The organism is Streptomyces sp. CA-251247, assembly GCF_050952975.1.
Lineage (GTDB): Bacteria > Actinomycetota > Actinomycetes > Streptomycetales > Streptomycetaceae > Streptomyces > Streptomyces achmelvichensis.
Map to the genome: position 1 here is coordinate 5,642,019 of NZ_CP191861.1, position 17,191 is coordinate 5,659,209.

The 17,191-nt window shown below is 69.8% G+C and carries 12 protein-coding genes; 5 read left to right on the top strand and 7 right to left on the bottom strand.

The features are described 5' to 3' along the window. Window positions 1–41 precede the first annotated feature (41 nt). A complete protein-coding gene (locus tag ACQPWZ_RS25190; RefSeq protein WP_313944020.1) occupies window positions 42–677 on the bottom strand; it encodes a TetR/AcrR family transcriptional regulator in 636 nt (211 codons plus the stop codon). A gap of 239 nt (window positions 678–916) precedes the next feature. Here ACQPWZ_RS25190 and ACQPWZ_RS25195 point away from each other — a divergent pair, with 239 nt between their 5' ends. From ACQPWZ_RS25195 to ACQPWZ_RS25210, 4 genes are all read left to right on the top strand, one after another. Further along, window positions 917–1,888, top strand: a complete 972-nt coding sequence (locus ACQPWZ_RS25195; RefSeq protein ID WP_356706710.1) for a tetratricopeptide repeat protein — start codon at window positions 917–919, stop codon at window positions 1,886–1,888. Window positions 1,889–2,542: 654 nt separating this feature from the next. Further along, window positions 2,543–3,199, top strand: coding sequence for a DUF6230 family protein (locus tag ACQPWZ_RS25200; RefSeq protein ID WP_433572435.1), 657 nt, complete (start codon window positions 2,543–2,545; stop codon window positions 3,197–3,199). 97 nt (window positions 3,200–3,296) lie between these two features. Next, window positions 3,297–3,851 (top strand): DUF6114 domain-containing protein, encoded by a 555-nt coding sequence (locus ACQPWZ_RS25205; RefSeq protein WP_433572436.1) that lies wholly within the window; start codon window positions 3,297–3,299, stop codon window positions 3,849–3,851. Beyond that, window positions 3,841–5,178 (top strand): hypothetical protein, encoded by a 1,338-nt coding sequence (locus ACQPWZ_RS25210; RefSeq protein ID WP_433572437.1) that lies wholly within the window; start codon window positions 3,841–3,843, stop codon window positions 5,176–5,178. Before ACQPWZ_RS25205 ends, ACQPWZ_RS25210 begins: the two co-directional genes overlap by 11 nt. A 64-nt stretch (window positions 5,179–5,242) precedes the next feature. On the opposite strand, the gene ACQPWZ_RS25215 is transcribed toward ACQPWZ_RS25210, so the two are convergent. The 5 genes from ACQPWZ_RS25215 to pta form a co-directional block, all read right to left on the bottom strand. After that, entirely contained in the window at window positions 5,243–5,767 is a 525-nt protein-coding gene (locus ACQPWZ_RS25215; RefSeq protein ID WP_433572438.1) for a hypothetical protein, read from the bottom strand. Window positions 5,768–5,851: 84 nt separating this feature from the next. Continuing rightward, window positions 5,852–9,781 (bottom strand): ALF repeat-containing protein, encoded by a 3,930-nt coding sequence (locus ACQPWZ_RS25220; RefSeq protein ID WP_433572439.1) that lies wholly within the window; start codon window positions 9,779–9,781, stop codon window positions 5,852–5,854. Between the two features lie 351 nt (window positions 9,782–10,132). After that, window positions 10,133–11,563, bottom strand: coding sequence for a pyruvate kinase (gene pyk, locus ACQPWZ_RS25225; RefSeq protein WP_340475482.1), 1,431 nt, complete (start codon window positions 11,561–11,563; stop codon window positions 10,133–10,135). Window positions 11,564–11,659: 96 nt separating this feature from the next. Further along, entirely contained in the window at window positions 11,660–12,916 is a 1,257-nt protein-coding gene (locus tag ACQPWZ_RS25230) for an acetate kinase (protein ID WP_340475483.1), read from the bottom strand. Continuing rightward, on the bottom strand, window positions 12,913–15,042 hold the full coding sequence (pta, locus tag ACQPWZ_RS25235; protein ID WP_433572440.1) for a phosphate acetyltransferase: 2,130 nt from the start codon (window positions 15,040–15,042) through the stop codon (window positions 12,913–12,915). Before pta ends, ACQPWZ_RS25230 begins: the two co-directional genes overlap by 4 nt. A 271-nt stretch (window positions 15,043–15,313) precedes the next feature. Here pta and ACQPWZ_RS25240 point away from each other — a divergent pair, with 271 nt between their 5' ends. Then, window positions 15,314–16,339 (top strand): ATP-dependent 6-phosphofructokinase, encoded by a 1,026-nt coding sequence (locus tag ACQPWZ_RS25240; protein WP_340475485.1) that lies wholly within the window; start codon window positions 15,314–15,316, stop codon window positions 16,337–16,339. 103 nt (window positions 16,340–16,442) lie between these two features. On the opposite strand, the gene ACQPWZ_RS25245 is transcribed toward ACQPWZ_RS25240, so the two are convergent. Beyond that, entirely contained in the window at window positions 16,443–17,054 is a 612-nt protein-coding gene (locus ACQPWZ_RS25245) for a helix-turn-helix domain-containing protein (RefSeq protein ID WP_383238956.1), read from the bottom strand. Window positions 17,055–17,191: the final 137 nt, after the last annotated feature.

Here is a 17,191-nt window from a genome sequence, read left to right on the forward strand (position 1 = left end):
GCCGCCCGTGCCCGTTCTGCCGTGTGCCGGTTCCTCCCGTGTCAGTTCTGCAGGGAGGCCAGGCCCGACAGCAACAGGCGGGTGAAGCCGGCCGCCCAGGTCTCGTCCACCGGCTCCGCGCTGACCAGCAGCCGGTGGACCACCGCGCCCGCGATCACATCGAAGATCAGGTCCGCGTTGCGGGCCGCCGTCTCCTCGTCCGCCTCGTACGGCAGCTCCCCGCGCGCTTGTGCCCGCGCCCGCCCCTCCAGGACCAACAGCTTCTGGCGCTCGACGATCGCCGTACGGATACGGCCCCGCAGCGCCTCGTCCCGGGTGGATTCCGCGACCACGGCCATCAGCGCGGTCCGGGCCTCCGGCCGCTCCAGCAGCGCCGCGAACTGGAGCACCACGCCCCGCACATCGGCCTCCAGGCTGCCGAGGTCGGGAAGTTCGAGTTCGTCGAAGAGCACGGCGACGGCATCGACCACGAGCTCGCTCTTGTTCGTCCAGCGGCGGTAGAGAGTCGTCTTGGCGACCCCCGCGCGGGTCGCCACATCGCCCATCGTCAGCTTCGACCAGCCCAGTTCGACGAGCGCGGCCCGGGTCGCGTCCAGGATCGCGGAGTCGGCCTCGGCGCTACGAGGGCGGCCCGTACGCCCGGTACGTACGGGTTTGGGGGAAGTGTGGCGGCACATGTCGGCGACCATACCGGCCGGTAGGCGTTTCGTTGTGAGGCAGTTCACCGGAAAAATCTCACACGCGGCCGGACTGGTGCAGTTACGCTACGACCCGTAGCGAAAGCTGTGACCGGCTCCGCGACAACCACACTGGCGCACGGGTGGGGACCCCGCGCCGCGTTCTTCGAGCAGTACCCGTACGGCGGTCCTGTGACCGTGTTTTTCCCATGCGTGCGCGGAGGGGGGAGGATGTACTCATGCAGCCTAGGAACATGTCCATGAGCGGCGTCGTCGACCTCGCCGCGGTGAAGGCGGCCGGAGAGGCCAAGGCCAAGGCGGAGCAGGCTCGTGCCGAGTCCGCCCGCACCGGCGGCGGCGGTGCCGTAGCCCCCTCCAGCCTGGTGATCGACGTCGACGAGGCGGGCTTCGAGCGCGACGTCCTCCAGCGTTCCGCCGAGGTCCCGGTCGTCATCGACTTCTGGGCCGAGTGGTGCGAGCCCTGCAAGCAGCTGAGCCCGCTGCTGGAGCGGCTGACGCAGGAGTACAACGGCCGTTTCCTCCTCGCCAAGATCGACGTCGACGCCAACCAGATGCTGATGCAGCAGTTCGGGATCCAGGGCATCCCGGCCGTGTTCGCCGTCGTCGCCGGGCAGGCGCTCCCCCTCTTCCAGGGAGCGGCCCCCGAGGCGCAGATCCGCCAGACGCTGGACCAGCTGGTGCAGGTCGCCGAGGAGCGCTTCGGTCTCACCGGGATCGCGGTCGACGCGGCTGCGGAGGGTGAGGAGACGGCCCCGGCGCCCGTGCCCGCCGGCCCCTACGACGCTCTGCTGGAAGCGGCCGTACAGGCTCTTGACGCGGGCGACTTCGGCGGTGCCGTCCAGGCGTACAAGAACGTGCTGTCCGACGACCCGGGCAACACGGAGGCGAAGCTCGGTCTCGCCCAGGCCGAACTGCTGGGCCGTGTCCAGGACATGGATCCGCAGAAGGTGCGCCAGGAGGCCGCCGAGAAGCCGGCCGACGTGAACGCGCAGATCGCCGCGGCGGACCTGGACCTGGTGGGCGGCCATGTGGAGGACGCCTTCGGCCGTCTCGTCGAGGCCGTGCGGCGTACGACCGCCGAGGACCGCGACGCGGCCCGGCTGCGCCTCCTCGAACTCTTCGAGGTCGTCGGCCCCGACGACCCCCGCGTGACGGCGGCGCGTTCCGCGCTCGCCAGGGTGCTGTTCTGAGCCATGTTTGAAGCTGCCTGAGCCGAACATTCCGTTCCGCCAGGTCTGTGGGGTTTGCGGCGGTGGCGCTGGTGAGGCGCCATCGCCGTTTTGGCGACAAGGTGACAGAACGCGGCCGCTCTTTACCAAAACTTGGTAAATCAGCGAGCTGTTACTCGTAGTAAATCAACCGGCTTGTTCTGTCCGCTTATTGGCGGCAATCCACCTTTCTGGCAAGGCGACCCCTTGCACCCTGCGTGGCCGGTCGGCATCAGCCCGTCGTGGCGTGGTTATCAGGCCGTTACTAGTGAGTAACGAACCCCCTTGTGTCGCGGCCGGTAATGGACCACGATCGGCGACGCTCGGTCCAATACCGCACCAGCCCGGCCCCCAGCCGCGCCGTGGTCGTTGGGTCCCCACCGGGTGGACCGGCGGCAGTGGCGCCGGTCGCGGACAGGGGGGTTCCTGCCGAACGGCGGGGCCTGTCCGACAGGTTGTGCGTGATGCGTGTCAGGCGCGACCAGTGGTTGTCGCTCGGGGGTGATCGCCGGTGTTTCGGACGCGGATGCGCCTGAAAGTACAGGCGCTCTCCTTCCCGAGGACGTAGCACTTCTCCCATCCCAGGACGGACCCACGGTCCGGACCGGAGATGTACGTCCGAGAAGGAGGAAAGTCATGGAGTCAGTGACTCGGGGTGGAACCAGATGGAAGCGGTTCGCCCTTGTCATGGTGCCGAGCGTGGCCGCAACGGCTGCGATAGGCGTCGGTCTGGCACAGGGCGCGCTCGCCGCGTCGTTCGCTGTGTCCGGCCAGGAGTTCAAGGTCACCGCCGGCTATCTTGACGGCACTGGGTTCGCCCAGTACGGCGGCGTCGACATGGGGTACAAGGACCTCAAGGGCGACGAGAAGACGGCGCACCCGGTCGCCATCTCGACCTTCAAGAACGCGTCGATCACCAAGATGTGCCAGTCGGTCGTCACCGACGTGCCCTTCGTTGGCAAGATCACGCTGAGGCTGAAGGCAGGCGACAAGGGCACCCCGGTCCAGGCGAAGAACCTGTACCTGGACGTGTCCTCGCTGGACGCGAACGCCAAGTTCACGAACATCGACATCGGCGTCGCGGCCAAGGACACGGACAACCCCGGGACCGGCAAGGGCCCCGCGGTCAAGGACGAGTCGATCCTGCCCAACGGGTTCGCCCAGCAGGCGGAGCGTGCCGAGCTCACCAACGTCGAGCAGAAGGCCTGGGCGACCACCGCCGGCACCTTCGAGCTCAGCGGACTGAGCATGCGTCTGCTCAAGGGCTCCGGCGACGGGGTCGAGTGCTACTGACGGTCATCCCGTCCGGGCGGGCGGGTAGAGCTCTCACGGCTGCGCCCGCCCGCCCAACTCTTCACACAGCAATGCCAGTTCCAGGGAGCTGTTTTCCATGAGCGCCGAGTCTGCAGTGTCACCGGGACGGGACGAGCACTTCCTCCGCGTCCTTCGGCGGAACTTCCGCACGTGGCGGGGCCAGCGGCCTTTCTGGGCCGGACTGTTCACCCTGCTCGGCGGAATCCCCATCGCTTATTTCCCGTACGCGACGTTCAAGCTCGGGCACATGACGCTCTCCATGGCGACGACCGCGGGGGCGGGCTCGCTGATCATCGGCGTCCTGCTGGTCACGCTGGGCCTGACGATGTGGTTCCACCACATCGTCCGTGTCTTCGCGGGAATCGCCTCGATCCTGCTCGCGTTGATCTCGATCCCGATCGCCAACCTCGGCGGCTTCATCGTCGGATTCCTGCTGTCGATGCTCGGTGGCGCGCTGGCGATCGCCTGGGTACCCGGGAAGCCGCAGCCCGAGCCGGCCGAGGACAAGACCGCCGCATCCGCACCGGCCGAGCCGGCGGGTGGCGCCGATCCGGAGCCCTGGGGCCCCTACGGCGCGAACACGCACGACACCACCATCGAATCCAACGGCGGGAGGAACAGTGCAGGGTGATGTCACACCGCTGACCACGGCTGGGGGCGATGGGGCACAGGTCAGAAAGGGGCCGCGGCACGCGGCCCCGAGGAAGTCGCTGCTGACCAAGCTCCAGAGGCCTGCGGGCAAGGCGATGGCCCTGGCCGCGATGCCCACCGCCGTCTTCGTCGGCATGGGCCTCACCCCCAAGCTGGCGCTCGCCGATGACAAGGACATTCCCTTCGCTCCCGGTCCGTGCGTGACACGTTCGGACGAGCCGGCGGAGTCCGAGTCGCCCAAGCCCTCCGAGTCGGCCAAGCCGTCCGACGAGGCGTCCGAGACGCCCGACCCCTCCTCGACCGCTCCGGCCGACGAGAACGACGGTAAGGACGACACCACCGAGCCGAAGCCGGACACCACGCCGTCCGCCTCCGACCCGGGGCGTGCCGACGAGGAGAAGCCGGACGAGGCGAAGCCGACGCCGACCCCGACGCCCACCGAGTCGGAGACCAGGAACCCGCTGGATCCGCTGGGTGTGGGTGACGCGCTCAAGGACCTGTTCGACGGCCCCGACAAGCCGACGGCCACGCCGGCGCCGACTCCCAGCGAGACGGCGAAGCCGAGCGAGAAGCCGGCCGACGAGCCGAGCGAGAAGCCGACGGCGAAGCCCACGGAGCCGAAGGACGAGAAGCCGTCGGCCGAGCCCGCCGACAAGGCCGATGAGGCGGACGACAAGACCGACAAGGTCAAGGACGCCATCAAGGACGCGGCGGACAAGGCCGGGGCGACGACCGAGGAGCTCGAAGCCGCGGTCAAGAGCCTCGACCCCAAGAGCGACACGGACATCCCCGAGGGTGCCAAGCCGCGCTTCCCGTGCCCCGAGGCCGACCCCAAGGCGCTGGCCGCGGCCGACCTGGAGCCGGGCATCCCGCTGCTCCCGGACGAGCCCTGGGTGCTGGAGAGTTCGCTGCTCACCCTGACGGGCCTGGACTACAAGGGCATCGTCGAGGTCAAGACCGGCAGCGGCAAGATCAAGAAGGTGCTGAAGTTCACGGCTTCGGGCGTGGACATCAAGGACCTGCACCAGCTGGTGGAGGGCCCGAACGGGACGACCGCGCATGTCGAGGCGGACAAGGGCTCCACCTCGACGATCCGCAGCGGCACGGTGACGATGTACACGGAGGAGCTGAAGGGCAACCTCTTCGGCCTCATCCCGATCACCTTCAGCCCGACGAGCCCGCCGCCGCTGAACGTGCCGTTCGCGTTCTTCACCAACGCCAAGGTGAAGCAGGCGGGCCAGTTCGGCGGGACGCTGACGGTGCCGGGTCTGAACAACTACTTCACCGGTGGGAACACCGGGAACTGAGTCCTCCGGGAGCCGCGAGAAGGCTGTGGGCCGTATCCCTTGCAAGGGGTACGGCCCACAGTTGTCAGCAGTCGGGGTTCTGGTCGTCCGGCTTCGCCGGACCGCAGGCATGTGTGAACTCCTGGGCTTGGGCGCCGTGGACCGGTAGGCCCTCCGGGCCGGCGACCGGGCTGTTGCCCACGAAGGTGAAGTGGATGGTCACCTCGTCGGGGAGTTCGATCTCGGTCGTGCAGCCGACGTCGGATTCCAGGACGGTCGTCCAGATGATGCCCTTGGCCGCAAGAGCCGCTTCGAGAGGGCCGTACGCGGCCCTGGCTCGCAAGGTCGTCAGCCTCCCGGCCTCCGTGGGAACGGTTACCGTGTCACGATATGTGTCGATCCTGACCCGGTTCACCACCTGGCATCGGCACACTTCCAGCGTGACGTCACCGTAGCGGTACCAATGCGGCCAATGGCGTTTCGACGCAACTCGGCCCACGTCCTGAGGTGGCCCGAGCTTCGCTGTGATGTCGCCCAGGGCGGCGAGTGGTCGCAAGGGGCCAACGCCGCCCGTCGCTGCGAACTGCGTCAACACGTCGGTGATGTTCATGGAAGTCATGGTGGCAATCGGATCGGATGGCTGGTGGTGGTGCGACCGTTGTTGCCTACGGCCGCACCACCGCATGGTGTCTGACTATTCCACGCCCAGCTTGTCCATGATCTTGACGATACGGTGCAGCTCCGCCGCGCGGTTCGTCGTGCAACCCCACGGCCCGCCGAACGTCGGAATCAGGTTGCCATCCTTGTCTCGCTTCGGCTTGCCCGGGATGTTGAACTGCTTCATGCCCTCGAAAGCCCGGTTCCTCAGCTGAAGACGCAGATACGGATCCCTCTTGACCTCCGCGACCGTGGCAGCGACCTCCTCGGGAGTTGCGAGCCGGGAGACGCCCTCGACCGCCTTGCCGGTGAAGCCTCCGTTGTGGTCGGGAACGATGGACACTTCGGCCTCCTTCAGCGACGGAGTCTTGCGAAGGTTGATGTGCAGCCCCTTCTCACAGAAGTCGGGATAGAGCTGTCCGACATGATCGATCCCGCAGAACTTCTTGGCCTTGCCCTTCGCGGCGAGTGCGCGCGAGCTGCCCTTGCTGCTGGGCAGGCCACTCGCACCGGCCTCGATGAGATCGACGGCGCATTCGACGACTTCGCCCTTGCGGTACTTCTCGATGATCTCCCTGAGGGACTTCAGTACCTTCTTGCCCCAGCGGGCCTTCTCGAAGAACTTGGCCACTCCGCTGACCACGGCCACGATCGCCTTCGTCACCGCCGGGAGCTTGCCGACCACGAGCACCAGGCTGCCGACGTCGACGAGCGACCAGAGGCAGCTCTCGATGTCGCCCTCTCCGAAGCAGCGCTTGACGTTGTTGACGCCGAGCACCTCGAGGAGGATCTCGCCGCCGTTCTCCCGCACCCAGTCGATGACGGTCTTGTTCGTCGCCGCCAGCGCCTCACGGAACTGGTCGACGCACTGCTGACCGCACTGAGCCAGCAGAATTGCCTCGTCATCGGCGCTGAGACCGGGTTCGGCGGGTCCTTCGGCCCCGGTGTCACCGGACTCCATCGCGGCCTTGCGGGCCTCTTCGAGCCGCTTGCGCTCATCGGCCTCGGCCCGGTCGGCCGCCGAGTCCGCGTCCTTGGCCGCGCCGTCCGCGTTCTTCGCCGCGGTCTCGGCAGCCGTGGCGTCCTTCTCGGCCTTGGTCGCCGTGGCATCGGCGCTCGCCGCGTCCTTCTCCGCCGCACCGGCCGAGGCGCGGGCGCTCGCGGCGTCCCGCTCGGCGTCGGTGGCCTCGCGGTCGGCGGCGGCCGCCTCCGACTCGGCGTCCGTGGCGGCGAATCCCGCGTAGACGGCGTCGGTGCCGGCCTCCTGGTCGTACTTCTGGGCGGCGAGGTCCGCCTTCTTCGCGGCGGCGGCGGACTTCTCCGCCTCCGCTGCCGAGGCACGAGCGGCCGCGACGGACGCCAGCGCCTTGGCGGCGTCGGCAGCCGCGGCAGCGGCGGCCTGCGCCGCGATCTTGGCGTCCCCGGCGGCCTTGTCGGCCAGAGCCTTCGCCGTGGCAGCAGCCTTGGCGGCCTCGTCCGACTTGGCCTTCGCCGCTGCCGCCTGCTGCTCGGCCATCGTCTTCGAGGTCTGCCCGACGAGTACCGCGAAGGCCGCGGACGTGTCGGTCTCCTGATACGGCGCGCCGATCGTGATGGCCTCGTTCGCGGCCCTGGTGACCGCAGTCGCCGCGTCACGCGCGGCGGTTGCCGCCTGACCGGCAGCGAACGCGAACCCGGCCGTCTTGACGGCCCAGGCAGCCGTCTTGTCCGCCTCGGCCTTGGCCGCCGTTGCCTCCTGGCGCGCCTTGACCGCAGCTGCCTGGGCCTTCTTGGCCTCGGCCTCCGCGTTCTTGGCGTTGGTCCGGGCGGCGGCAGCCGCGTCGATGGCGTCCGCGGCCGCTGCGTGGGCGGTCGCGGCGGCGGCATGCGTGGTCATGTACGCCGACCAGGCGCTGTCCGCCGCGGCCCGCGAGCGGGACGCCGCTCCCTGGGCCCTGGTGGCGGCCGCGCGTGCGTTCACGGCCGCGGTCGAGGCCTCGTTGGCCGCGGCCCGCGCGCGAGTGGCAGCCCCGGCCGCGTCGTTCGCCGCGCTGCGCGCCTCGGTCGCCGCCTCGCGGGCTTCTCCCGCGGCGGCTGTGCCTTCCGCTGCTGCGGCGGCCGCTTCCAGCGCCGCGGCGCGTGACGCGGTCGCCTTCTTCTCCCGCTCGGCCTCGATGGCGGCGTCCCGGGCCAAGTAGGCCTCGGCCTCCGCCTCCTCGGCCTGATCGCGCTTGGCTGCCGCTGTCGTACCGGCCGACTCGGCTGCCGTACGGGCCCGTCCCGCGGCTTCCCGCTCGCTGCCGGCCCGCTGCTCCGCAGCGGCCGCCTTCTCCCGCTCCTTCGTCGCGTTGGCGCGCTCCGCCGCCGCGATCCCCTTCTCCTTCTCGGCGATCCCGCGCTGCTTCTTCGCCTCCGCGGCACCCGCCTTCGCCGTCTGCTCCGCGGCCTCGGCCGTGCCCTGCGCGGTCTTCGCCTTCGCCGCGTTCGCCGCGGCCTCCTTGGCCTGCGCGTCCGCGGCCGCGGCGGCGGACTTGGCCTGTGCGGCGGCCTCCAGGGCCGCTGCCTTGCGGAACTCCGTGTTCAGCGCGTGTGACTGCGTCTTGGCGAGCGCCAGCAGCGCCTGGCTGTCCGCGACGGTCGCCTTGGCCGCGTTGGACGCGGTCAGTGCGGTCTTCGCCGCCGCCTGGGTCGCCGCGTACGAGGCCTTGGTGACCTGCACCGACTGCTGGGCGTACATCAGCCCGCGGCCGCGCGGCGTCTTGGCCGCGTCCGCGATGGCCCACGCCGCGCTCTGCGAGGCGGACGCCTTGTCGGCCGCGGTCTTGGCGGTGGCGACGGCCTTGTCGGCGATCGGGACCTGCGCCGCCGCGGCCTTGCGGGCGGCGGTCAGGTCGGCCGCGGCCTTGGTGAAGACCGCGGGCTTCGGGCGCAGGATGCTGTCCTTGGGCTGACCCGCCCAGTACTTCTGGAAGTACAGGATCTGGTCCGCCTGCCACGCCTGCCGGATGGACTCCAGCATCGCCTCGGTGGCGACCCGGACCTCCTTGGACGTGGTGAGCTCGGCGGCGGCGATCTCCTGGCGCTGCTTGGTCTGCCCGGTGTACTCCGCCTCCCACTCGGAGTACGCGTCCACCACCACGCCCGTGAGCGCGCGGTAGTGGTCGACGGGGTTGTCGCTGTCGCAGCCTGCCCAGGCCACCTTCAGGGACTCGACCTCCGCCCGGTGCTCCAGGGAGCCGGGTTCGGGCGCGGTCTTCAGGAAGCCGCCGAACCGGAGCACACTGGCGACGTCGTTGGCCGAACCGGGACGTCCGCTCTCACCGTTGTTGAGTCCCACCACCGCGTCACGGGCGACGGGCTTGTAGTTCGTCTCCCAGGTGTCACCGGAGGTGTCGAAGGCGGCGATGACCTCCTTGGCCTTGTCCAGAGGAGCCTTGCCCGGCTTGGGCGTGGGGTCCTCGCCCGTCTTGTAGGAGAACTCCCGCTCCTTCGTGGCGAAGGCGAGGATGTCTCCGCCGAACTCCGGTGCGTGGTAGTCCCGCCCGCCGACGCTGTTGGTGTGCGCGTACGGCTTGTTCGTCTCGTTGAGCTTGTCCTGACGGACGCGGAAGGCGTCACGGCGGGCGCCGGCCGCGGCCTCGTCGGCCGTCTGTGCCTCACCGAGAGGACCGAAGCCGAAGTGCCAGTCCTTCCAGGCGGCCTTGATGTCGGCGTCGGTGCCCGACAGCGCCGTGTTCGCCACGGCCTTCATCTCGGGCCCGCCGTAGTGGACGGCCCGGGCCACCTGGCAGCGGTCCTTCCGGGCGTCCGCGCCCAGGCTGATCCGCAGCGTCCTCAGCCACGGGTCGGTCGGATTGTCCCCCGGTTCGTCCGCCTGCGCGGGTACGGCGTACACCAGGCCCATGAGGATCGAGGACGCGGTGACCAGAGCGGTCCCCGCGAACCCCTTCGTCCAGGCGCGTCTTGCGCGTCCGGGTTGGGGCAGCATGCTTCTTCGCACTTCTCAGCCTGTCTTTTCGGCAAAAGGTCGGCCCAGGAAGGAAGTACGGACGGGAAACGGGTGGGAAGGCGACGCCTCCCCGGTGACCGACGATAGATCAGGCACGGTCGAACATGGTCAACAAGCCCTCTGCGCAACCCTGTTGGGCGCGGCATCCCCCGGCCTTCCCCCCGAAGGCCAGGAGATCATTGCATATCGAACACAGCAGCGGAAGGACCCTCCGTATGCGGAGGCGGGCGAGACTTTCCGTGAAGGGGGCGTGAAGCAAGCGAGGGCGGCGCGCCGGTTCCCGTGAACCGGCGCGCCGCCCTCGCTCGTACCCGACGTGCGGGAAGGACCTCAGTCCTTCGACTCCCCGCCCAGGTGGTGCACCCGCACCATGTTCGTCGTGCCCGGCACGCCCGGAGGCGAACCGGCGGTGATGATCATGATGTCGCCCTCGTTGTACCGCTGGAGCTTCAGCAGCTCCGCGTCCACCAGGTCCACCATCGCGTCGGTGTTGTCGACGTGCGGTGCGACATAGGACTCCACGCCCCAGCTCAGCGCGAGCTGATTGCGCGTCGTCTCGTCCGTCGTGAACGCCACGATCGGCTGCTCCGCGCGGTAGCGGGACAGACGGCGGGCCGTGTCGCCGGACTTGGTGAAGGCGACCAGGGCCTTGCCACCCAGGAAGTCGGCGATCTCGCAGGCCGCGCGGGCCACCGAGCCGCCCTGTGTGCGCGGCTTCTTGCCCGGGACCAGCGGCTGGAGGCCCTTGGAGATCAGTTCCTCCTCCGCGGCGACCACGATCTTCGACATCGTCTTGACCGTCTCGATCGGGTACGCGCCGACCGAGGACTCGGCGGAGAGCATCACCGCGTCCGCGCCGTCCAGGATCGCGTTCGCCACGTCGGACGCCTCGGCGCGCGTCGGGCGGGAGTTGGTGATCATCGACTCCATCATCTGGGTCGCCACGATCACCGGCTTGGCGTTGCGGCGGCACAGCTCGATGAGCCGCTTCTGCACCATCGGGACCCGCTCCAGCGGGTACTCGACGGCCAGGTCGCCGCGCGCGACCATCACACCGTCGAAGGCCATGACGACGTCCGCCATGTTCTCGACGGCCTGCGGCTTCTCCACCTTGGCGATGACGGGGACCCGGCGGCCCTCCTCGTCCATCACCTTGTGGACGTCCTTGACGTCACTCGCGTCGCGGACGAAGGAGAGCGCGACCATGTCGCAGCCCATCCGCAGCGCGAAGCGCAGGTCCTCGATGTCCTTCTCGGACAGGGCCGGGACATTGACCGCCGCGCCGGGGAGGTTGATGCCCTTGTGGTCGGAGATGACACCGCCCTCGACGACGATGCTCTTCACCTGCGAGCCGGTCACCTCGACCACGCGCAGCTCGACGTTGCCGTCGTTGATGAGGATCGGGTCGCCCTTGGAGACGTCGCCCGGCAGGCCCTTGTAAGTGGTGCCGCAGATGGACTTGTCGCCGGGCACGTCCTCGGTGGTGATGATGAACTCGTCACCGCGGACCAGCTCGACGGGTCCCTCGGCGAAGGTCTCCAGACGGATCTTGGGGCCCTGGAGGTCGGCGAGCACGCCGACGGCGCGGCCGGTGTCCTCGGCGGCCTTGCGGACGCGGTGGTACCGCTCCTCGTGCTCGGAGTGGGTCCCGTGGCTCATGTTGAATCGGGCCACGTTCATACCGGCCTCGATGAGCAATTTCAGCTGCTCGTACGAGTCGACGGCGGGGCCCAGCGTGCAGACGATTTTGGAACGGCGCATAAGGCGGATCCTATCGGTTTGTTTCGACTCGGAATATTCCGTCTGGTGGAAAGTACAAATGGGCGGGACTCCGCTCAGGCGATACCTGGCGGGGAATCAGGGATTTCCCGTCCGGGAACCGCTCGTGACCAGGGCGAATGTCTGCTGCGCGATCTCCAGCTCCTCATCCGTCGGGACCACGGCCACCGCGACCCGCCCCTCGGAAGCGGAAATAATCCGTGCCTCGTCGGAACGGGCGGCGTTCCGCTCACGGTCCAGCGTCAGACCGAATCCCTCCATATCTGCCATGGCAGCCTCCCGCACCGGCGCCGCGTTCTCCCCGACCCCCGCCGTGAACGCGATCGCGTCCACCCGGCCGAGTACGGCGAAGTACGCGCCGATGTACTTCCTCAGACGATGGATGTAGATGTCGAAGGCGAGCTGCGCCCGCTCGTCCCCCTCGTCGATCCGGCGGCGGATCTCCCGCATGTCGTTGTCACCGCAGAGCCCCACCAGACCGCTCTTCTTGTTGAGCAGCGCGTCGATCTCGTCCGCCGACATCTCCGCGACCCGCATCAGATGGAAGGTGACCGCGGGGTCGATGTCACCGGAGCGGGTGCCCATGACCAGCCCCTCCAAAGGTGTCAGCCCCATCGAGGTGTCCACGCACCGGCCGCCGGCGACCGCCGAGGCGGACGCGCCGTTGCCCAGGTGCAGCACGATGACGTTCACCTCGGACGGCTCCTTGCCCAGCAGCTCCGCCGTCCTGCGCGAGACGTACGCGTGGGAGGTGCCGTGGAAGCCGTAGCGGCGGATGCGGTGGGCGTCCGCCGTCTCCACGTCGATGGCGTAGCGGGCCGCCGCCTCCGGCATCGTCGTGTGGAAGGCCGTGTCGAAGACCGCCACCTGCGGCAGGTCGGGACGCAGCGCCTGTGCCGTACGGATACCGATGATGTTCGCCGGATTGTGCAGCGGCGCCACCGGAACCAGCCGCTCCACCTCCGCCAGTACGTCGTCGTCGATCACCGTCGGCTCGGTGAACCGCAGACCGCCGTGCACCACACGGTGGCCGATCGCCGCCAGCTCGGGGGAGTCGAGCCCGAGACCGTCGGACGCCAGCTCGTCGGCGACCGCTTTCAGCGCCGCGCCGTGATCCGCGATGGGACCGCTGCGCTCGCGCTTCTCGCCGCCGATGAGCGGGGTGTGGACGAGCCGGGACGTCTCCTCGCCGATCCGTTCCACCAGCCCGGCGGCGAGCCGCGAGCCGTCGTGCATGTCGAGCAGCTGGTACTTCACCGAGGACGAGCCGGAGTTGAGGACGAGGACGCGGGTCGCGGTCACAGTCACGGAGCCTTCTGTGCGGGGGGCGGTCATACGGATGCGGGCCGGCCGGCCGGCGCGTCCGGCTCGCTCGGGGCCGGCCGCGCGGACGGCACGGGCTGGGCCTGGATGGCCGTGATGGCCACCGTGTTCACGATGTCGCTGACGAGCGCGCCCCGCGACAGGTCGTTGACGGGCTTGCGCAGACCCTGGAGCACCGGCCCGACGGCGACGGCGCCCGCCGAACGCTGCACGGCCTTGTAGGTGTTGTTGCCGGTGTTGAGGTCCGGGAAGATCAGTACCGTCGCCTGGCCCGCCACCTCGGAGTCCGGCAGCTTCGTCGCCGCGACGGACGGCTCGACGGCCGCGTCGTACTGGATCGGGCCCTCGATCCTCAGCTCCGGCCGGCGCTCCCGCACCAGCTTGGTCGCCTCGCGCACCTTGTCCACGTCCGCCCCGGAGCCGGAGGTGCCCGTCGAGTACGACAGCATCGCGATCCGCGGGTCGACGCCGAAACGGGCCGCCGTCGCCGCCGACTGGACCGCGATGTCCGCGAGCTGCTCGGCGTCCGGGTCCGGGTTGACCGCGCAGTCCCCGTACACGAGCACCCGGTCGGCGAGGCACATGAAGAAGACGGACGAGACGATCGAGGCTTCGGGCTTCGTCTTGATGATCTCGAAGGCCGGGCGGATGGTGGCGGCGGTGGAGTGCACCGAGCCCGAGACCATGCCGTCGGCCAGGCCCTCCTGCACCATCAGCGTGCCGAAGTAGTTCACGTCCGCGACGACGTCGTTCGCCAGCTCCACCGTCACGCCACGGTGGGCGCGCAGTTCGGCGTACCGCTCGGCGAAGGACTGGCGGAGCTCGGAGGTGACGGGGTCGATCAGCTGGGTCGAGCTGAGGTCGATGCCCAGGTCGGCGGCCTTCTTGCGGATCACCTCGGTGTCGCCGAGGAGGGTCAGGTCGCAGACGTCCCGGCGGATCAGGACGTCGGCCGCGCGCAGTACGCGCTCCTCGGCGCCCTCCGGCAGCACCACCCGGCGGCGGTCCGCGCGCGCCTGCTCCAGCAGGTCGTGCTCGAACATCATCGGGGTGACATGCCCGCTGCGCCCCACCGCGAGCCGGGCCAGCAGTTCGCCGGTGTCGACGTGGCGCTCGAACAGACCGAGTGCCGTCTCGGCCTTGCGGGGCGTGGAGGCGTTCAACTTGCCTTCCAGCGCGAACAGTTCGGCGGCGGTGGGGAAGCTGTTGCCGGCGACGGAGACCACCGGGGTGCCGGGCGCGAGCCGGGAGGCGAGGGTGAGGACCGCGTCGCTGGGCCGCTCGTTGAGGGTGAGCAGCAGGCCGGCGATGGGCGGGGTGCCGGCGGAGTGGGCGGCCAGCGCGCCCACCACCAGATCGGCACGGTCTCCGGGGGTCACCACCATGCAGCCGGGCGTCAGGGCGTTCAGGAAGTTCGGCAGCATCGCGCCGCCGAACACGAAGTCGAGCGCGTCGCGCGCGAGCCCCGCGTCGTCGCCGAGCAGCACCGTGCCGCCGAGCGCGGAGGTGATCTGGGCGACGGTCGGGGCGGCGAGCGCCGGCTCGTCGGGCAGGACGTAGCAGGGGACGGGCAGGCGGGCCGCCAGTCGTTCGGCGATCTCCGCGCGCTCCTCGGGGGCGACCCGGTTGACGGCCACGGCGAGGACGTCGCAGCCCAGGGCCTCGTACGCGCGGTGGGCATTGCGCGTCTCGGCCCGCACGGACTCCGCGCTCTGGCCCTTGCCGCCGACGACCGCGATCACCGAGGCGCCGAACTCGTTGGCGAGCCGTGCGTTGATCGCGAGCTCGTCGGGGAGCTGGGTGGCGGCGAAGTCGGTACCGAGGACGAGGACGACCTCGTACTCCCGCGCGACCCGGTGGAAGCGCTCGACGAGCTGGGAGACCAGCTCGTCGGTACCCCGTTCGGCCTGGAGGGCGGAGGCCTCGTGATAGTCCATGCCGTACACGGACGCCGGATCCTGCGACAGCCGGTATCGGGCCCGCAGCAGATCGAACAGCCGGTCCGGTCCGTCGTGCTGCAGCGGGCGGAAAACACCCACCCGGTCCACCTGGCGGGTGAGGAGCTCCATGACTCCCAGCTCGACGACCTGCCGGCCGTCCCCGCGGTCGATCCCGGTCACGTACACGCTGCGCGTCACGCGTGCTCTCCCGTCCATGCTCTCTGGGGTGCGAAAAGGTCGGTACGAAAAAGGTGGTACGTACAAAAAAACCGCTGAGGGCGGCCTTTCCCTCTTGACAATACCTCCGTGGATGGTTAGGGCGCCCGGCGGACCGGGGGCGGTCGGAGGCGCTCCTCGCGAGGGCCGTACGCCGTGCCTCGGAGCAGCCGGGAGCGCGGGTTCTCCCGTGTCCGTGGAACAATCGAACGTGGGCTCACCTGTACCACTGACGAGCAGGAGACACAGCACGATGCGCATCGGAGTGCTCACCGCAGGGGGCGACTGCCCCGGACTGAACGCTGTGATCCGGTCGGTCGTGCACCGTGCCCTCACCTTTCACGGCGACGAAGTCATCGGCTTCGAGGACGGATTCAAGGGACTCCTCGACGGCCACTACCGGCCGCTCGACCTCAACGCCGTCAGTGGCATCCTCGCCCGCGGCGGCACGATCCTCGGCTCCGCCCGTCTGGAGCGCGGCCGGCTGGCCGAAGCCTGCGAGAACGCCCCGGAGTTGGCCCGGCAGCACGGCATCGACGCGCTCATCCCGATCGGCGGCGAAGGCACGCTCACCGCGTCCCGGATGCTCGCCGACGGCGGTATGCCCGTCGTCGGCGTGCCGAAGACGATCGACAACGACATCTCCGCCACCGACCGCACCTTCGGCTTCGACACGGCCGTGATGGTCGCCACCGAGGCCATCGACCGCCTCAAGACGACCGCCGAGTCGCACCAGCGGGTGATGGTCGTCGAGGTGATGGGCCGGCACGCCGGCTGGATCGCCCTGGAATCGGGCATGGCGGGCGGCGCCCACGGCATCTGTCTGCCGGAGCGGCCGTTCCAGATCGAGGACCTGATGAAGATGGTCGAGGAGCGGTTCTCGCGGGGGAAGAAGTTCGCCGTCATCTGTGTCGCCGAAGGAGCGCACCCGGCCGAGGGCTCGATGGACTACGGCAAGGGCGAGATCGACCAGTACGGCCACGAGCGCTTCCAGGGCATCGGCAACCGCCTCGCCGCGGAGCTGGAGCACCGGCTCGGCAAGGAGGCCAAGCCGGTCATCCTGGGCCACGTCCAGCGCGGCGGAACCCCGACGGCGTACGACCGTGTGCTCGCGACCCGCTTCGGCTGGCACGCGGTGGAGGCGGCGCACCGCGGCGAGTACGGCATGATGACGGCGCTGCGCGGCACCGAGGTGAAGATGGTCCCGCTGGCGGAGGCGGTGACCCGCCTCAAGACGGTCCCGCCGAACCGGATGCACGAGGCGGAGTCGGTGTTCTGACCGGCGGTGTTCTGACCGGCGGGGTGTCGGTCTGTGCGGTGGCGCGCGGGACCCCGATCCCGGGTGCGGCCCGATCGGGACGACGGCCGGCCGGGTGCACGGCTCAGCTCCGCGCCAGGTCCCAGAAGTGGTCGGCTATCCGGTCCAGGAACTCACGGCCCGCGCTGCCCGTGTCCTCCGTCGTCGAGCCCCAGCTGAGCGTCGCCACCATCCGCGACTGGTAGGCGGCGTGGAGCTCCTCCAGCACCGCTTCGAGCTGGGGCCGTTCCATCGGAACGAGTTTGGAGACCGGGCGGACGTACGCCTGCCAGCGTGCCGCGACCGCGCTGCGCAGCAGCTCCGCGAGATCCTCCTCGCGGCCGGTCGCGATCAGCAGTTCGCGCGGGCCGAGTTGCAGGGCCTCGGCGAGCGCGGCCGTCTGGCGTTCGGTGCCGCGCCAGCGGCCCGACTCCTCCATGCGCAGATAGCTGTCCGCGTCCACGCCGAGGTGTCGCGCCAGGTCGGCCGGTGCGTACCCCCGCGCCAGCCGGTGCTCGCGCAGGCTGGAGGCCTCGGTGAGCAGGTCGTGCGGCGCGCACCACAGCACCCCCGCCAGCGCGCCCAGTTCGCGGGAATCCGGGGCGAGCAGCCCGCGCTCCCAGGAGACCACCGTGTCCGGTGAGACGTGGAGCCCGTACTGGGCGCGGAGGCCGTACGCGACATGGCCGGGGGCCATTCCGAGGGCTTCGCGCAGCCGTCGGGCGGCGGGGGCGTTGAACGGGGGCGTGGGAGCGTGGTGCACGCGGTAACGCTAGAGGCCGGTGGGGCGTCGCGACTACGGTGCGTTCACCCAACGCCACCTGTCGTAGGAAC

Excerpts from the sequence above, each read along its gene's own strand:
- ACQPWZ_RS25190 (WP_313944020.1), bottom strand. The coding sequence starts at position 677 with ATGTGCCGCCACACTTCCCCCAAACCCGTACGTACCGGGCGTACGGGC.
- ACQPWZ_RS25205 (WP_433572436.1), top strand. The coding sequence starts at position 3,297 with ATGAGCGCCGAGTCTGCAGTGTCACCGGGACGGGACGAGCACTTCCTC.
- pyk (WP_340475482.1), bottom strand. The coding sequence starts at position 11,563 with ATGCGCCGTTCCAAAATCGTCTGCACGCTGGGCCCCGCCGTCGACTCG.
- ACQPWZ_RS25200 (WP_433572435.1), top strand. The coding sequence starts at position 2,543 with ATGGAGTCAGTGACTCGGGGTGGAACCAGATGGAAGCGGTTCGCCCTT.
- ACQPWZ_RS25215 (WP_433572438.1), bottom strand. The coding sequence starts at position 5,767 with ATGAACATCACCGACGTGTTGACGCAGTTCGCAGCGACGGGCGGCGTT.
- ACQPWZ_RS25220 (WP_433572439.1), bottom strand. The coding sequence starts at position 9,781 with ATGCTGCCCCAACCCGGACGCGCAAGACGCGCCTGGACGAAGGGGTTC.
- ACQPWZ_RS25195 (WP_356706710.1), top strand. The coding sequence starts at position 917 with ATGCAGCCTAGGAACATGTCCATGAGCGGCGTCGTCGACCTCGCCGCG.
- ACQPWZ_RS25240 (WP_340475485.1), top strand. The coding sequence starts at position 15,314 with ATGCGCATCGGAGTGCTCACCGCAGGGGGCGACTGCCCCGGACTGAAC.
- ACQPWZ_RS25245 (WP_383238956.1), bottom strand. The coding sequence starts at position 17,054 with ATGGCCCCCGGCCATGTCGCGTACGGCCTCCGCGCCCAGTACGGGCTC.
- ACQPWZ_RS25230 (WP_340475483.1), bottom strand. The coding sequence starts at position 12,916 with ATGACCGCCCCCCGCACAGAAGGCTCCGTGACTGTGACCGCGACCCGC.